General features: G+C 57.1%; 17 protein-coding genes and 1 riboswitch. Of the genes, 5 read left to right on the top strand and 12 right to left on the bottom strand.

The window, feature by feature from the left end; translation table 11 throughout:
- Positions 1-6: 6 nt before the first annotated feature.
- The 12 genes from ODJ80_RS09765 to queA form a co-directional block, all read right to left on the bottom strand.
- Entirely contained in the window at positions 7-696 is a 690-nt protein-coding gene (locus tag ODJ80_RS09765) for a metallophosphoesterase (RefSeq protein WP_263041928.1), read from the bottom strand.
- The gene (thrC, locus tag ODJ80_RS09760; protein WP_317619885.1) at positions 693-2,207 is read right to left on the bottom strand and encodes a threonine synthase; all 1,515 of its coding nucleotides are present in this window, start codon (positions 2,205-2,207) and stop codon (positions 693-695) included. Before thrC ends, ODJ80_RS09765 begins: the two co-directional genes overlap by 4 nt.
- 58 nt (positions 2,208-2,265) lie before the next feature.
- On the bottom strand, positions 2,266-3,201 hold the full coding sequence (locus ODJ80_RS09755) for a dipeptidase (protein ID WP_263041927.1): 936 nt from the start codon (positions 3,199-3,201) through the stop codon (positions 2,266-2,268).
- A gap of 17 nt (positions 3,202-3,218) precedes the next feature.
- Positions 3,219-3,575, bottom strand: a complete 357-nt coding sequence (locus ODJ80_RS09750; RefSeq protein WP_263041926.1) for a YraN family protein — start codon at positions 3,573-3,575, stop codon at positions 3,219-3,221.
- Positions 3,572-4,216 carry a ribonuclease HII gene (locus ODJ80_RS09745; protein ID WP_263041925.1) on the bottom strand — a complete coding sequence of 215 codons (645 nt, stop codon included), beginning with the start codon at positions 4,214-4,216 and terminating at the stop codon, positions 3,572-3,574. The genes ODJ80_RS09750 and ODJ80_RS09745 overlap by 4 nt, the downstream gene beginning before the upstream one ends.
- Before the next feature lie 26 nt (positions 4,217-4,242).
- Positions 4,243-5,115, bottom strand: a complete 873-nt coding sequence (gene ylqF, locus ODJ80_RS09740) for a ribosome biogenesis GTPase YlqF (RefSeq protein WP_263041924.1) — start codon at positions 5,113-5,115, stop codon at positions 4,243-4,245.
- 104 nt (positions 5,116-5,219) lie between these two features.
- On the bottom strand, positions 5,220-5,816 hold the full coding sequence (gene lepB, locus ODJ80_RS09735; protein WP_263041923.1) for a signal peptidase I: 597 nt from the start codon (positions 5,814-5,816) through the stop codon (positions 5,220-5,222).
- Positions 5,817-5,868: 52 nt separating this feature from the next.
- A complete protein-coding gene (gene lepB / locus ODJ80_RS09730; protein WP_263041922.1) occupies positions 5,869-6,438 on the bottom strand; it encodes a signal peptidase I in 570 nt (189 codons plus the stop codon).
- A gap of 83 nt (positions 6,439-6,521) precedes the next feature.
- Entirely contained in the window at positions 6,522-6,866 is a 345-nt protein-coding gene (rplS, locus tag ODJ80_RS09725; RefSeq protein WP_178864371.1) for a 50S ribosomal protein L19, read from the bottom strand.
- Between the two features lie 191 nt (positions 6,867-7,057).
- Positions 7,058-7,699 carry a TIGR03936 family radical SAM-associated protein gene (locus ODJ80_RS09720; RefSeq protein WP_263042023.1) on the bottom strand — a complete coding sequence of 214 codons (642 nt, stop codon included), beginning with the start codon at positions 7,697-7,699 and terminating at the stop codon, positions 7,058-7,060.
- Positions 7,683-9,542 (bottom strand): TIGR03960 family B12-binding radical SAM protein, encoded by a 1,860-nt coding sequence (locus ODJ80_RS09715; protein WP_263041921.1) that lies wholly within the window; start codon positions 9,540-9,542, stop codon positions 7,683-7,685. Before ODJ80_RS09715 ends, ODJ80_RS09720 begins: the two co-directional genes overlap by 17 nt.
- A gap of 32 nt (positions 9,543-9,574) precedes the next feature.
- Complete coding sequence (queA, locus tag ODJ80_RS09710) at positions 9,575-10,600, bottom strand: tRNA preQ1(34) S-adenosylmethionine ribosyltransferase-isomerase QueA (protein ID WP_263041920.1); 1,026 nt, start codon at positions 10,598-10,600, stop codon at positions 9,575-9,577.
- Positions 10,601-10,705: 105 nt separating this feature from the next.
- Positions 10,706-10,877: riboswitch (Lysine riboswitch) on the top strand.
- 126 nt (positions 10,878-11,003) lie between these two features.
- On the opposite strand from queA, the gene asd reads away from it, so the two are divergent.
- From asd to ODJ80_RS09685, 5 genes are read left to right on the top strand one after another with little or no spacing between them, the layout of a single operon-like run.
- The gene (gene asd, locus ODJ80_RS09705; protein ID WP_263041919.1) at positions 11,004-12,083 is read left to right on the top strand and encodes an aspartate-semialdehyde dehydrogenase; all 1,080 of its coding nucleotides are present in this window, start codon (positions 11,004-11,006) and stop codon (positions 12,081-12,083) included.
- A gap of 20 nt (positions 12,084-12,103) precedes the next feature.
- Positions 12,104-12,994 (top strand): 4-hydroxy-tetrahydrodipicolinate synthase, encoded by an 891-nt coding sequence (dapA, locus tag ODJ80_RS09700; RefSeq protein ID WP_178864376.1) that lies wholly within the window; start codon positions 12,104-12,106, stop codon positions 12,992-12,994.
- Positions 12,995-13,028: 34 nt separating this feature from the next.
- Positions 13,029-13,781, top strand: a complete 753-nt coding sequence (gene dapB, locus ODJ80_RS09695; protein WP_178864377.1) for a 4-hydroxy-tetrahydrodipicolinate reductase — start codon at positions 13,029-13,031, stop codon at positions 13,779-13,781.
- A gap of 12 nt (positions 13,782-13,793) precedes the next feature.
- Positions 13,794-14,252 (top strand): ACT domain-containing protein, encoded by a 459-nt coding sequence (locus tag ODJ80_RS09690; RefSeq protein ID WP_263041918.1) that lies wholly within the window; start codon positions 13,794-13,796, stop codon positions 14,250-14,252.
- 57 nt (positions 14,253-14,309) lie between these two features.
- Positions 14,310-14,696, top strand: a complete 387-nt coding sequence (locus ODJ80_RS09685) for a VOC family protein (protein ID WP_263041917.1) — start codon at positions 14,310-14,312, stop codon at positions 14,694-14,696.
- Positions 14,697-14,715: the final 19 nt, after the last annotated feature.

Raw genomic sequence — 14,715 nt, 5'->3', positions numbered from 1 at the left:
AACGCTCTATTCCACCAGGACCGGACAGAATTGAACATAGTCTGCGGAAATAAGGCGCATTTGCACCCCTTTATACTCCCCAACCAAGGCTTTTTGGGCGGCATATTGGCCGTGGATGTGCCCAAAGTAACAGCGGGTTATCTGGTTTTCCGCCAGCAAATCCAGAATTTCCTGGCACTCCATGCTGTCGTACACGGGCGGGTAGTGAAGGAACGCCACCAGCTCCCCGCCCAGCTTCTTGGCCTCGGCCATGGACATGGACAGGCGGCCGGCCTCCCGGGCTACAATCTTCTTGTCCTCCGCTGTAGCGGAATTGTACAGCCAGCCCCGGGTGCCGAACAACGCCTTGCCCTCCACCAGATAGGCGCAGTTGTGCAGGACCTTCATGTCAAAAAAACCCTGCTCCGCCAGGAACTGGTCGATCTTGCTGCGGGTGGACCACCAGTAGTCGTGGTTCCCCTTGAGCAAGATTTTTTCACCTGGAAGGCTGTGCAAAAACTGAAAATCCAGCAGAGCGTCCTCCAGCTTCATGGCCCAGGAGATGTCCCCGGCGATCACCACCGTGTCCCCCTCCTGGACAACACGCCGCCAGTTCTTCTCCAGGCGTTCCACGTAGTTGTGCCAGCCCTTGAATACATCCATGGGTTTTTCTCCGTTGAGGGAGAGGTGCAGGTCTGCAATGGCAAACAGGCTCATGTGGGGATCCCCAGGGCTTCCAAGACGTAGGCGGCCGCATTCTCCCGGGAGATCACCTGGGTAAAGCGCTCGGGCTTCTCCTGCAGTGCCCGCAGCTGGGCAGGAGAAGCTATCCCTGTGAGAGTCTCTAGAGCGGCCAGATTCTGGAAATCGTCGGAAGAGAGCTGCTCCGCACCCAGGGCCCGCAGCACACTGGCGGAGAACTTGTAGGGATTTGCCGTAGAGGCGATCACCGCAGGGACCATTTTCTCCTGGGACTGCGCCAAATACTGGCGGTACACATCTACTGCCACAGCGGTATGGGTATCGCAAAGGTAGCCCTCCTGCTCCCACAGCTGCCGGATGGTGGCGAAGGTGGCGCCGTCTTCGCAGAAGCCGCCGTAGAACAGCCCCTGCACCTTTTCCCGTACCGTGCCGCCTACAGAGTACACCCCGGTTTCGGCCAGGTCTTTCATCCATCCAGCCAGGGTCTCGCTGTCCTCGCCGCACAGGTCGTACAGAAGGCGCTCCAGGTTGCTGGAGATCAAAATATCCATAGATGGGGATGCCGTAGCGTGAAACTCCCGGCGGCGGTCATAGGTGCCGGTGCGGATAAAATCGGTCAGCACCTTGTTGGCGTTGGAGGCGCACACCAGCTTTCGGATGGGCAGGCCCATCTTCCGGGCGTAATAGGCGGCCAAAATATTGCCAAAGTTGCCAGTGGGAACCACCACGTCCATGGGCTCGCCCAAGACACGCTTCCCTTGCCGGACAAGCTCCAGATAGGCGTAGACGTAGTAGACAATCTGGGGCAGCAGCCTTCCCCAGTTGATGGAGTTGGCGCTGGAAAACAGCATGCCGTGCTCCGACAATTGCTGTTTGAGCTCTGAGTCTGTGAAAATCCGTTTCACACTGGACTGTGCGTCATCAAAGTTGCCTTCAATGGCGCAGACAGACACATTGGCGCCCTCTTGGGTGACCATTTGCCGTTTCTGCATGGGGCTGACCCCATCCCGGGGATAGAACACCAGAATACGGGTGCCGGGCACATCCTGAAATCCTGCCAGCGCCGCTTTGCCCGTATCCCCGGAGGTGGCTGTCAAGATCACAGCCTCCTTCCCCCGCCCAACCTTCTTCAGGGCAGTGGTGAGAAAATGAGGCAGAATTTGCAGCGCCATGTCCTTAAAGGCGCAGGTGGGGCCGTGCCAGAGCTCCAGCAAGCATTTGTCTTCCCCCATTCTTGGCAGCGCATGCAGCTTTACAGGACAGGGACCGCCAAATTTTTCGGGAGTGTAGGCCTGGTCCACACAGGTGCTGATCTCCTCCTCAGTAAAATCCGTCAGAAATTTGGAAAAGACCGTTTTCGCCAAGGTGGGATAATCCAGCTTGGCCAGATCGGGCAGCTCGCTGGAAAGGTCCGGAAAGCACTCCGGCACGAAAAGCCCTCCCTCTTCGGAGATCCCTTGGGCGATTACCTGAGAAGCCTCCAACCGCAGCTGGGAATTGCGGGTACTTTTATAGCGCATCTGCATCACCTGATTCCGTTGTAATTTCGTTTGAGTATAACTATACCGTACTTTTTCCGTTCTGTCAAAGCAATTCCTGCTCCCGAAAGAGCCGGGCGGCGTTTCCGTAGAACAATTTCTCCACCAACGCTTCCGGGTAATGCCGCAGAAACAGCTCATACAGGGCTGGGATGGCGGAAAGCCCCGGCATGTCCGCGGGCAGGTCGGCGCCGTCCCAATCGCCGCCCATTGCCAGGGTGTCCTCCCCGCCCAGGGAAAGAAAATAGTCTGCGTGGCGCAGGACATCCTCCATACAGGCTTTTTCCGGCAGGTCGTTTAAAAATGCTTTGTAGAAATTGAGCCCCACCAGCCCGCCAGAATTGCGGATGGCCTCGAACTGGCTTTTTTCCAGGTTCCGCGGATGGGCGCAGACCCCTTTTGCGTTGGAGTGGGAAGCCACCAGCGGCTTGTGGGCCATTTCCGCCACATCCCAAAAGAGTTCTGGGCTGGCATGGGACAGGTCGATGAGGATGCCCGCCTCTTCCAACAGCGGGACAGCCTGGCGGCCCAGGTCGGTAAGGCCTGTGTTGCCAGGGGCCAGCACCCCCCGTCCCAACTCTGTTTCCCCGTTCCAGGTGAGGGTGCACATGCGCACGCCCAGGCGCCGAAGGTCCTGGATACGCTCCAGCCTGCCGCCTAAAACGGCGCTGCTCTCCACCGTCAGGATGGCTCCGTGCCGCCCGCTTTCCTCCAAACTGTCCAAGTCGCCTGGGGCACGCAGCTGCCGGAGGCATCCCGCATTTTTCTCCACCTCTTGCGAAAAGCGCTCTGCCACCTGTAGGAACCGCTGCCAGGCGGGTTCTCCTCTCAGCTCATCAGGGAGCCACACCGCATAGCACTGGACATAGCGTTCCCAGCCCTGAACGGTGTCTAGATCCACATGGAGAAAATTTCTGCGCAGGGGGATATTCTTTAAAGCGCACTCTGTCATGGTATCGCAATGTAAATCAAAATAGCGCATAGGCACTCCCTTCCAGGTCAAGTCAAGGAAAACGCATTTTCCAAGTACTTCTCCCCCACGATCTGCCCCCGGCGCAGATACACCGCTGCTGCGTCAAAACGGGGCTGCAGTTCCACGGGGTTCCGGCTTAAATAGTCTTTGGCGGTGGCCAGAAGTTTCTTCTGCTTTTGCGGTGTAATGGCTTCAAAGGGCTGCACCAAGCTGCCTTCCTCTCGGGTTTTTACCTCCACAAACGCCAGGTACGATCCCTTCTGGGCAATAATGTCAATCTCTCCATAGCGGGAGTGGTAATTCCGGGCTACGATGATGTACCCCTGCCCCTTCAGCCACTGGCAGATATGGTCCTCTCCCGTCTTGCCGGAAGCCGTTTTCATGAGCGCTTTTCCTCCCAGCCCTTTAAAAAGCTGCGCCGGTGGATGGGCAGCAGACCGTACTGGGAAATCGCCTCATAATGGGCCTTTGTCCCATATCCTTTGTGCTTTCCAAAGCCATATGCGGGATATTGCTTATCCCATTCCCGCAACAGCCTGTCACGGCTGACCTTGGCTAAAACCGAGGCCGCCGCAATGCTGGCACACTGGGCATCCCCCTTTACCACCGCCTCCCCGGGAATTTTCAGAGAGGGCATGCGGTTTCCGTCCACCAAGACCCATTGGGGCTGCACCTGCAGGGCCTCCACAGCGCGTTTCATGGCCAAAAACGTGGCCTGCAAAATGTTGACTTGGTCAATCTCCTCCGCACTGGCCCAGCCAATGCCCCATGCCAGGGCCTTTTCCTGAATAATGGGAAACAGGGCCTCGCGCTTTTTCTCCGTCAGCTTTTTGGAGTCATTGAGGCCCTCGATGGCGCAGTCCAACGGAAGGATGATCGCTGCCGCGCACACCGGTCCGGCCAAGGGCCCGCGGCCCGCCTCGTCAATGCCGCACACAAGGGGATAACCGGCCTGTTGTGCCCGGCGCTCCCAAGCGTACCAATCAAAATCCTGCGGCAGGGCATTTTTGCTAGTTCGCGGCATAAGCCTATTCCTCCCTTCCCGAACTGTCAGGGGCGCTCTAAGGTGATGCGTCCCAGCTTACCGCTGCGGTATTCATCCAGAACCGTGATAGCAGCCCGCTCAGTATTTACCTCTCCCCCGGAAATAAGCATTCCCCGCTTGCGGCCCACCTGTTCCAAAAGCACATGCCCGGGCAGGCGCTCTTCCTGGGAAAAGCTTGTCTTATAGCGGGCGTTGACAGCGTTGGGATACAGCTCTAGCAGCAGTTCTAACAGCCGGGCCGCCAAGCCTTCCATATCTAAGATTTCATCCCGCACCGCGCCGGTAAAGGCCAGGTGCTCTCCCACTACAGGGTCCTCAAATTTGGGCCAGAGAACACCGGGGGTGTCCAGCAGCTCAAAGCCCCTGCCCACCGTGAACCACCGGTTTTGGCGGGTGACGCCGGGCCGGTCCTGAACCTCGGCCTTGCCGGCTCCTCCGCCCCGGATCATCTGGTTGATAAACGAGGATTTCCCCACGTTGGGAATGCCCACCACCATCACCCGGATGGGACGGCCTACCATGCCCTTGCTCTCCCATGACAGGATTTGCTCCTTGAGCACTTCCCGCACAGTGGGATAAAACGCGTTCAGCCCCTTCCCGGTTTTGCTTTCCAGCGGGATGGCCCGCTCTCCCAGGCTGGCGTAATAGTTCACCCAGCGGCTGGTTTGGGCTGGGTCTGCCATGTCACTCTTATTTAAGAGCACCACCTTGGGCTTGCGCTGGATAATATCCCGCAGCACGGGGTTCGAGCTGCTCTGGGGAATGCGGGCGTCAAGGATTTCTGCCACCACATCCACCAGCTTCAGGTCTTCCCGGATCTTCCGCCGGGTTTTTGCCATATGGCCGGGAAACCACTGGATCGACTGCGCCTCTGCCATGGATACCGCCTCCTTAAAATTTCATAAGGGCGGCCCGCCACAGCTGCCGGCCCGCCCCAGTTTCGCGTATCATATAGAAGATTTAGATAGCGGTCTTTTCCCTATCAAGAGACAAACCCCGCCTGTGAAAAGGGGTAGAGCTGGAAAACAGCCTTGCCCAAAATATTCCGAAGGTCCACCATGCCCACGGAGACGAACCGGCTGTCAGTGGAGTTGCCGCGGTTGTCCCCTAAAACAAACACACAGCCCTCTGGCACGGTTTGCGGAAACTCCAGAACTTGGCCGGGAAGGTCCGGAAGAAATGTAATGCCGTCCTCAATGCCGAAGGTAGAGCCGGGGAGCACTTCCCCGTCCACCACCACCTCGCCTTGCTGGGGGTCAAAGTCCACAGTCTGTCCCTCTGTGGCGATGACGCGCTTGATGATGGGCTCTTCCAACGCATTGACCACAATAACCACATCGCCTTGCTGCGGCGCACCGGCCAGCTTTGTCACCAGAACCCGGTCTCCGTTGTGATAGGTGGGCTCCATGGAGCGGCCGTCTACGGTGATGATTCGGGCGAGGAAGGTAAACACCACCGCCACCAGCACCACCGCCATGACGATGGTTTCCGCCCATTCCAAGGCGGAGCGAACGAAAGAGGTGCCGGCCCTTTGCGGCTGCTGTTCCTGGTTCAACGGAACCTGCGTTGTGCTGCTCATTTCCCTTCTCCTCCCTTCAACAGCAAATGCAAACTAGAAAAATGCGGCGGTATCACTTCACTGGCCCCAGACTCTTTAGGGGGAGCAGATGAAAAACTGCCTTGCCCAGAATATTCCGGGTGTCGATCATTCCTACGTCCAGATAGCGGCTGTCCTCCGAGACAGCCCGGTTGTCCCCTAAGACAAACACGCAGCCTTCCGGCACGGTCTGAGGAAATTCCAACAGCTCAAAGGAGCTGTACGGCTCTTCTGTGATGCCGTTTTCCAGGCCAAACTGCGTCTCATCCACAGGCTGTCCATCCACTAGGACGGCGCCGGCCTCATAATCAAAATCCACAGTCTGCCCTTCGGTGGCAATAACGCGCTTGATGATGGGCTCATCCAGCACATTGACCGCAACAACCACGTCCCCTTGCTCCACGCCATTCCAGTCATGGACCACCAGCACCCGGTCGCCATCCTGAAAACTGGGGACCATAGAGGTACCTGTCACCGTGACGATCCGGCAGACAAAGGTGCATATTACAGCAATTGTCACGGCTGCAATCAGCAGCTCCTCTATCCACTCTAAAATCGTGCGCGCCGCCTTGCCTGCGCGGGGCTGCCGTACCTGCTGTTCCATTCCTTCGCCTCCTTGACAGGTGGAAAATGATAGCAAAAAAGGGACAGTGATTGTCCCTTTCCCACCTTAACTATGCTGCTTTCTTACTTGAGCTGCTCTTTAACCTTGGCAGCCTTACCCACGCGGTTGCGCAGATAATAGAGCTTCGCACGGCGCACACGGCCCTGACGAACCACCTGCACGGCCTTCACGTTGGGGGAGTGCATGGGGAACACACGCTCCACGCCTACGCCATAGGAAACACGCCGCACAGTAAAGGTCTCGCTGATGCCGCTGCCCTTGCGGGCGATGACAGTGCCTTCAAACTGCTGGATACGCTCCCGGTCGCCTTCACGGATGTTCACGTCCACACGGACAGTGTCACCAATGGAGAACTGGGGCAGCTCTGCCTTCATAGAGTCCTGAGAGATCATCTTGATTGCGTCCATTTGAGATTCCTCCATAGTTAATAATGGTCAGGCATTCATGCCGGTACCCCGGCAGCGGACTGCCCGCTTCTTTTCCACAGAAACAGCGCGCCTCTGCGGTTCGACCCCCACGGGCAAGCCTTTGAGGAAAACCCGCGGCATTCAAATGCTCAAATATTTTAGCACAGGGCCGAAGAAAAAGCAAGAATTATTTACCGGAATTCGGAAAAATCTTTCGTAAGAAGGCGCTTGCGGGTGATTTGGAAAAACGGCTCTATCCCCTCATACTGTTTCAGGGCCTCCAACAGAAGAGAAGGATTGGTGCTTCCCGCAACGCTGCAGGGCAGGCAAAGGTGAAGGAGCAAGCCGTCCTTTTGGGGAACAATCCGGGTGTTGGCAAAATCCGGTTTGATGTCAAAGTCCTTGTCGCCTTTTTTTGTGTGCTTGCGCACGAGCACCGTCTCCCGCTCCAACAGGCTGCGGACCTTTTCCTCTAGAACAGCAGGGGCTTCTCCCTCCAGAGCCATCTCGTACTCGCCGTATTGGATTTCCTCGAACTTACCCGCTGGTTCCCCCGCTTCCAAGGCCCGAAGGCCCCTTGGCAGACAGGTGTTCAAACGAACCGTGAGCTCTGAATAAGGAACCTCTTCTGTCAGGCGGATGTCCATGCATTCCCGTTCCCCACAGACCCCCAGAGACAGGGGCATGGCATAGGTCATGTAGATGCGGGGGTTAAAGCCCTCTGTATACCACACTGGAAGGCCGGAGAGCTTGAGCCCACGGGCCATGTTTCGGGTCAGATCCAGATGGGAGATATACCGCACCGCCCCTTTTTTCTCAAACCACACTCTCACGTTTTTCAACGCAAATCCCTCCTTTATAACAGGCAGCCCCGCAGTGAGAACACTGCTCCCGGCAGTTTGGGGTGGTCTGGGCGGCATAGGCTCGTTTGCATTCCTCCACAAAAAACTCTTTCTTCACGCCGTAGTCCAGGTGATCCCAAGGGAACACCTCATCAAATTCCCGGTGCCGGTTGGCGTAAAAGGCCGGGTCCAGGCCGCAGGCAGCGAAAGCTTCCATCCACTTGTCAAAGTCAAAGCAGTCCTCCCAGCCGTCAAAGCGCAGGCCAAACTCCCGGGCTTTTTCCATAACGGCGCACAGGCGCCGGTCTCCCCGGGCGAAGACCGCCTCTAAAAAGCTGGTTTTGGCCCCATGGTAGCTGACGGACAGCTTGCGGGAGTGGGCGTTTCCTTTGAGGGCGCGCTGTTTCTCTTGGAGCATCTCCATGGTGTCCTGGCCAAACCACTGGAAGGGCGTAAAGGGCTTGGGCACAAAGGCCGCCGCGCTGAGGGACACCTCCACACCTTTGCCCCGGGGTTTTTCTTTGTTCTGGTAGAAGGCGTCCACCACCTTCTGGCCCAGCTCGTCAATGGCGATGACATCCTCGATGGTCTCGGTGGGCAGGCCAATCATAAAGTAAAGCTTGATGCGGGTCCAGCCCTCGGTGAAGGCCACGTTTACCGTGTGGAGCAGCTGCTCTTCGGTGACGTTTTTGTTGATGACGTCCCGCATCCGCTGGGAACCTGCTTCCGGGGCAAAGGTCAGGCCGCTTTTCCGCACGGAGTTGATGCGCTCCATCAGCTCGGGGGAGAAGTTATCCACCCGCAGGCTGGGCAGGGAAAGGCTGACCTTCTCCCCTTCCGTCCACTGGTGCAGGGTGTCAATCAGTTCATTGAGGTTCCCGTAATCGCTGGTGGAAAGGGACGAGAGGGAGATCTCGTCATAGCCGGTAGAGGCGCACAGGTCCCGGCACTGGCGGTCGATGGTTTCGATGCTTTTCTCCCGGTAGGGGCGGTACAAAAAGCCCGCCTGGCAGAACCGGCATCCGCGGATGCAGCCCCGCAGCACTTCCTCGGAGATGCGGTTGTGCACCACGTCGATGAGGGGCACCACGAAGTCCTTAGGGTAATAGGACTTGTCCATGTCCATCATGTTGCGCTTTTTCACCGTGGCGGGGGCGCCGTGGGTGGGGGTGTAGGCTTTCACCGTGCCGTCCTCGTTGTAGGTGACGTCGTAGAAGGCTGGGACATACACCCCTTGAATCTGGGCGGCCTGCTCCAAAAACGCCAGCTTGGACTTGCCCTCTTTCTTGCACTGGCGGTAGAGTTCCATCACCTCGATATCCACCTCTTCCCCATCCCCCAAAAAGAAAATGTCGAAGAAGTCCGCCAGGGGCTCGGGGTTGCAGGCGCAGGGGCCGCCCCCCACCACGATGTTGTGCAGCTCCGTCCGGTCTTTGCTGCGCAGGGGGATGCCCGCCAGCTCCAGCATATTCAGCACGTTAGTGTAGCTCAGCTCATATTGCAGCGTAAAGCCGATGAAGTCGAAATCGCGGACCGGGTCGCCGCTTTCCAGGGCATAGAGGGGGATGTCCTCCCTGCGCATTTCCTCCTCCATGTCCACCCAGGGGGCAAACACCCGCTCACACCAAAAATAAGGGATCCCATTCATGGCGCCGTACAGGATCTTGATGCCCAGATGGGACATGCCGATCTCGTAGGTGTCCGGGAAGCAGAAGGCAAAGCGCACCTCCACCTGGGAGGGGTCCTTCACCACAGAGTTGAGCTCGCCGCCCACATACCGGCCGGGTTTCTGGACCTTTTGCAGCGCGTGTTCCAGTTTCTTATTGTATCTCATAGTTACCTCTCAAATCTCAAACGATTGAATGCTCAGTGGATGAACATGGCGTCGCCAAAGCTGAAGAATCGGTATTTCTCCTGCACGGCTACATTGTAGGCGTGCAGGATGTTCTCCCGGCCCGCCAGAGCGGAGACCAGCATGATGAGGGTGCTCTCCGGCAGGTGGAAATTGGTGATAAGGGCGTCCACCCCTTGGAACTCACAGCCGGGATAGAGGAAGATATCCGTCCAGCCGGCGCTCTCCTGAAAGCAGCCCTCCCGCTGGGCCACGGACTCGATGGTGCGGCAGCTGGTGGTGCCCACGGCGATGACCCGCCCGCCCCGCTCTTTCGTTTTGTTGATCAGGTCCGCGGTAGCCTGGGGCATGTAATAGTGTTCCGAGTGCATTTTGTGGTCCTGGATATTCTCCACGCTCACTGGCCGGAAGGTGCCCAGCCCCACATGAAGGGTGACAAAGCCCAGCTCCACCCCCTTTTGCCTGATCTTCTCCAGCAGCTCCGGGGTAAAGTGCAGCCCTGCCGTGGGAGCGGCAGCGGAGCCTTCTTCCCGGGAGTAGACGGTCTGATAGCGTTCTTTGTCCTCCAGCCGCGCCTTGATGTAGGGCGGCAGGGGCATCTGGCCGATCTGATCCAAGATGTGGAAGAACACCCCTTCATACTCAAAATGGATGAGCCGGTTCCCATCGGGGAGAACGTCTATCACTTCGCAGTGGAGCAGGCCGTCCCCGAAGGAAAAGCGGCTGCCCTTCTTGGCCCGCTTTCCGGGGCCGGCCAGGGCCTCCCACACGTCGCCGCCCTTGTTTTGCAGCAGGAGGAATTCCACATGGGCGCCGGTCTCCTCCTTCACCCCGTAGATGCGGGCGGGCAGCACCCGGGAATCATTGAGGATGAGACAGTCCTGGGGGGTGAGATACTCCAGGATATCGTAAAAACGCCGGTGCTCAATCTCGCCGGTGCGCTTATCCAGCACCATCAGACGCGAGTGGTCACGGGGCTCGATGGGGGTTTGGGCGATGAGCTCCTCCGGCAGGTCAAAGCTAAAATCACTGGTTTTCATGGCGGGCTCCTTCCTAGAAACGGGGGCCAAGCACGGTCCCCGTAAAAATTCATACAATATTAAGGCCGAAGAAATTGACAAGGGGGAAAAACTAAGGTATGATTAAAACCAAATAGAGGCGCGGCTTTCAAAAGTAGTGAGATGGAGGTTGCCAAAACTGACGAAATCTCGTGAAAGGGTGGGCTGCCGAAGGGGAATATTGGGCGAATATTGTCCTGGCTGCAACGGCAAACAGCCTTGCGGCTGTCATCACTTGTGGTGGAGTGCTATTTTCAATCGTTTTGGGCAACCAAAGCAGCATTTCTATTATAGGAGATGGACAGCCGGTTTTCAACCGGTTTTTTCTTTGTTCCCCCTTTTTGGGCCCAAAACGCCACTTTATCGCAGAAAGGAACTGGATAATATGAAGCAGTATCGCGTGGGCATCATCGGATGCACTGGCATGGTGGGCCAGCGTTTTGCCACCATTTTGGAGAACCACCCTTGGTTTACTGTGACAGCGTTAGCTGCCAGCGCCCGGTCCGCGGGCAAAACCTACGAAGAGGCTGTGGGAAGCCGCTGGGCGATGAAAACTCCCCTGCCATCCGCCTTGGCTAAGATGCCCGTGTACGACGCGGAAAAAGACATTGAGAAGATCGTCTCTTTGGTGGACTTCGTTTTCTGCGCTGTAAACATGAAAAAGGAGGAAATCCGTGCCCTGGAGGAAACATACGCCCGCCACGAGTGCCCGGTGGTTTCCAACAACAGCGCGCACCGCTCCACACCCGATGTGCCCATGATCATTCCGGAAATCAACGCGGACCATGCGGCTGTCATTGACGCCCAGCGCAAGCGCTTGGGCACCAAGCGGGGCTTCATCGCCGTGAAGTGCAACTGCTCCCTGCAGAGCTATGTGCCGGCAATCCACCCCCTGCTGGATTTAGGTGTGACCAAGGTGCTGGCCTGCACCTATCAGGCCATTTCCGGCGCGGGCAAGACCTTTGAGACAATGCCGGAGATTCTGGACAATGTGATCCCCTTCATTGGCGGCGAGGAGGAAAAGTCCGAGCAGGAGCCGCTGAAGATCTGGGGCCATGTGGAGAACGGCGTCATTGTCAACACCACCACCCCCTCCATCACTTCCCAGTGCCTGCGGGTGCCCGTGTCCGACGGCCACATGGCGGCGGTCTTCTTCTCCCTGGAGAACAAGATCTCCAAGGAGGAGATCATTGAACGCTGGGAGAAGTTCCGCGGCCCCGCCCAGGAGCTGGAGCTTCCCAGCGCCCCCAAGCAGTTTCTGCACTATTTCACCGAGGATAACCGGCCCCAGCCTAAACTGGACCGGGATCTGGAAGGCGGCATGGCTGTTTCTATCGGCCGCCTGCGTCCAGACACCCAGTACGACTATAAGTTTGTATGCCTTTCTCACAACACCCTGCGGGGTGCTGCGGGCGGCGCTCTGCTGATGGCGGAGCTTTTGGCCGCCAAGGGCTACTTTGACTGAGCTTTTGGAGGTAGGAAATTATGAAGCAAGTGATTTTTACCGGCGCTGCCACCGCCCTGGTGACCCCTTTTGACAAAAATGGAGACATCTCCTGGGGGGAGATTGAGCGCCTGGTGGAGTTCCAGATCGAAGGCGGCATCGACGCCATCGTAGCCTGCGGCACTACCGGCGAGGCCGCTACCATGACTACAGAGGACCACATCAAGGTCATCCAGTTCATTATTGACCGGGCAAAGGGCCGGGTGCCGGTCATCGCCGGCACGGGCAGCAACGACACCCAGTTCTGTGTAGAACTGTCCCTGGAGGCCAAGGAGGCCGGGGCTGACGGCCTGCTGCTGGTCACCCCTTATTACAACAAGACCTCCCAAAAGGGTTTGATTGAAAGCTTCAACTATGTGGCCGGCAGCGTGAAGATGCCCTGCATCCTCTACAATGTGCCCAGCCGCACCGGCTGCAACATTCAGCCAGCCACCTACAAGGAACTCTCTAAAAACCCTTACATTGTGGCAGTGAAGGAGGCCAACGGCGACATTGCCGCCACAGCCCGGACTGCCGCTTTGTGCGGTGATGAACTGACCATTTATTCCGGCGAGGATAACCAGACCCTTCCCGTCATGGCGCTGGGCGGCAAGGGCGTGATTTCCGTATTCTCTAACGCTCTGCCCAGCGTGATGCACCAGTTGGCCGCCGCCATGCTGAAGGGCGATTTGGAAAGTGCCCGTAAGCTCAACGCAGAGTATCTTGATTTGATGGATGGTTTCTTTATGGACGTGAACCCCATCCCCATCAAAGAGGCTATGTGCCAAATGGGCTTGATCCAGTCTAACTACTGCCGTATGCCCCTGACCACCATGGCGGAGGAAGGAAAGGCCAAGCTGACCGCCCTGCTGCAAAAGCACGGCCTGGTGTAAGCCCACGCGTGTGAAAAAGAAAGGAAGTCCCAGTATGACCAATATCATCCTCTGCGGCTGCAATGGAAAAATGGGTGCCGCGGTACAGAATTTTGTCAATCAGCGGGCGGACTGCTCCATTGCGGCGGGCGTGGATGTGTCCGGAGGCGGGAATGGCTCCTTCCCTGTTTACACGTCCCTTGCGGATGTGGAAGAAGAGGCCCAGGTGGTGGTGGACTTCTCCCACCCCTCTGCCCTCTCCTCCATTTTGGAGTACTGCCGCAGCCACTCTGGCACAGCGGCGGTGTTGTGCACCACCGGCTACAGCGCAGAGCAGACCCAGGAGATTCAAGAGGCAGCCAAGGAACTCCCACTTTTCTATTCCCGCAATATGTCTTTGGGGGTAAACCTGCTTATTGAGCTGGCCAAAAAGGCCGAGGCCGTTTTAGGCGACAGCTTTGACGTGGAGGTGGTGGAGATGCACCACAACCAGAAGATTGACGCCCCCAGCGGCACCGCCCTGATGATTGCCGACGCCATTAACCAGGTGCGGGACCATTCTATGCAGTATGTGTATGACCGCCATTCTCAGCGGAAAAAGCGTGAGAAAAAGGAGATTGGCCTCCACTCTGTGCGGGGCGGCACCATCGTGGGAGAACACCAAGTGATTTTTGCCGGGCAGAGCGAGGTGCTCACCCTGTCCCACTCCGCGCAGTCGAAGGAACTGTTTGCCACTGGAGCGGTGAATGCCGCTGTTTTTATAGAAGGGAAGGGCCCGGGCCTGTACGATATGTCCCATTTGATTTGAGGAGGAATTGCAATGAGCGCTTCCACTGTTATCAGTACAGTTGACAATATCACGCTGGTCACTTTGCAGGATTTTCCCGCCAATGTGGCCTCCATCTCCAAAGTGTTTGAAGCTATTTCTCAATGCGGCATCAACATCGACATGATTTCCATGGCGCCCACCCATGGGGCCACAACCGGGCTTTCCTTCACGATTTCCGACGAGGATCTGATCGGCATTCTGGGCTTTACATCTAAGCTGAAGCAAGAAACCGACATGGATGTGATTGTGAGCTCGGTGAACCACAAAATTTCTGTCTACGACCCCGTTATGAAGAATACCCCGGGCATTGCCGCCCAGGTGTTCCGCGCTATTTCGGGAACAGACGCGGACATCCGCCTGATTACCACTTCTGAAGTGGAGATTTCCCTTCTGGTCACTGAGGCGGATTTTGACACAGTGCTGAACGCCCTGCAGGAGGCACTGCTGTAAGGCCGCTTTAAACGCTTGATTGGCGGCTATCCCTAGCTTTTCGTTAGGAGGGTTTTTGTGAAAAACTATGCGCAGGTCTATGTGAAAAACAGCTTAGAGGCTGCCCAAATATACTGCGAAGCTTTCGGGGCGGAGATTACCGTTTCGATGCAAAATCCGGAAGGCACTGCCTATGAACACTGTGAGCTCTCTGTGGATGGAGAGTGTATTCTGGCCTTGTCGGAAGCGGAAAACCCTTGCGACGTTGCCTTCGTCCACCGGATGAAGTGGGAAACCATGACGTTTAATGCCTTTGATTTGGGCAGTGAGGAAGCTGTCTACCGGGCCTTCCGCGTCCTAAGCAACGGCGGCGTGGTGGTTCATCCCATCCAGGAGGTGCCCTGGAATCCGTGCTGCGCTACAGTGATTGATCGCTTTGGGGTCTGCTGGTGGATTGCTATGTAATTTTTAATAAAGAGAAACA

This window comes from Acutalibacter sp. LFL-21, from assembly GCF_025630755.1.
Lineage (GTDB): Bacteria > Bacillota > Clostridia > Oscillospirales > Acutalibacteraceae > Acutalibacter > Acutalibacter stercoravium.
This window is presented reverse-complemented; position numbering and strand designations above follow the sequence as displayed.

Excerpts from the sequence above, each read along its gene's own strand:
- ODJ80_RS09745 (WP_263041925.1), bottom strand. The coding sequence starts at position 4,216 with ATGCCGCGAACTAGCAAAAATGCCCTGCCGCAGGATTTTGATTGGTAC.
- dapA (WP_178864376.1), top strand. The coding sequence starts at position 12,104 with ATGAAGCAAGTGATTTTTACCGGCGCTGCCACCGCCCTGGTGACCCCT.
- lepB (WP_263041923.1), bottom strand. The coding sequence starts at position 5,816 with ATGAGCAGCACAACGCAGGTTCCGTTGAACCAGGAACAGCAGCCGCAA.
- ylqF (WP_263041924.1), bottom strand. The coding sequence starts at position 5,115 with ATGGCAGAGGCGCAGTCGATCCAGTGGTTTCCCGGCCATATGGCAAAA.
- asd (WP_263041919.1), top strand. The coding sequence starts at position 11,004 with ATGAAGCAGTATCGCGTGGGCATCATCGGATGCACTGGCATGGTGGGC.
- ODJ80_RS09765 (WP_263041928.1), bottom strand. The coding sequence starts at position 696 with ATGAGCCTGTTTGCCATTGCAGACCTGCACCTCTCCCTCAACGGAGAA.
- ODJ80_RS09690 (WP_263041918.1), top strand. The coding sequence starts at position 13,794 with ATGAGCGCTTCCACTGTTATCAGTACAGTTGACAATATCACGCTGGTC.
- ODJ80_RS09750 (WP_263041926.1), bottom strand. The coding sequence starts at position 3,575 with ATGAAAACGGCTTCCGGCAAGACGGGAGAGGACCATATCTGCCAGTGG.
- ODJ80_RS09715 (WP_263041921.1), bottom strand. The coding sequence starts at position 9,542 with ATGAGATACAATAAGAAACTGGAACACGCGCTGCAAAAGGTCCAGAAA.
- thrC (WP_317619885.1), bottom strand. The coding sequence starts at position 2,207 with ATGCAGATGCGCTATAAAAGTACCCGCAATTCCCAGCTGCGGTTGGAG.
- lepB (WP_263041922.1), bottom strand. The coding sequence starts at position 6,438 with ATGGAACAGCAGGTACGGCAGCCCCGCGCAGGCAAGGCGGCGCGCACG.
- dapB (WP_178864377.1), top strand. The coding sequence starts at position 13,029 with ATGACCAATATCATCCTCTGCGGCTGCAATGGAAAAATGGGTGCCGCG.
- queA (WP_263041920.1), bottom strand. The coding sequence starts at position 10,600 with ATGAAAACCAGTGATTTTAGCTTTGACCTGCCGGAGGAGCTCATCGCC.
- rplS (WP_178864371.1), bottom strand. The coding sequence starts at position 6,866 with ATGGACGCAATCAAGATGATCTCTCAGGACTCTATGAAGGCAGAGCTG.
- ODJ80_RS09755 (WP_263041927.1), bottom strand. The coding sequence starts at position 3,201 with ATGCGCTATTTTGATTTACATTGCGATACCATGACAGAGTGCGCTTTA.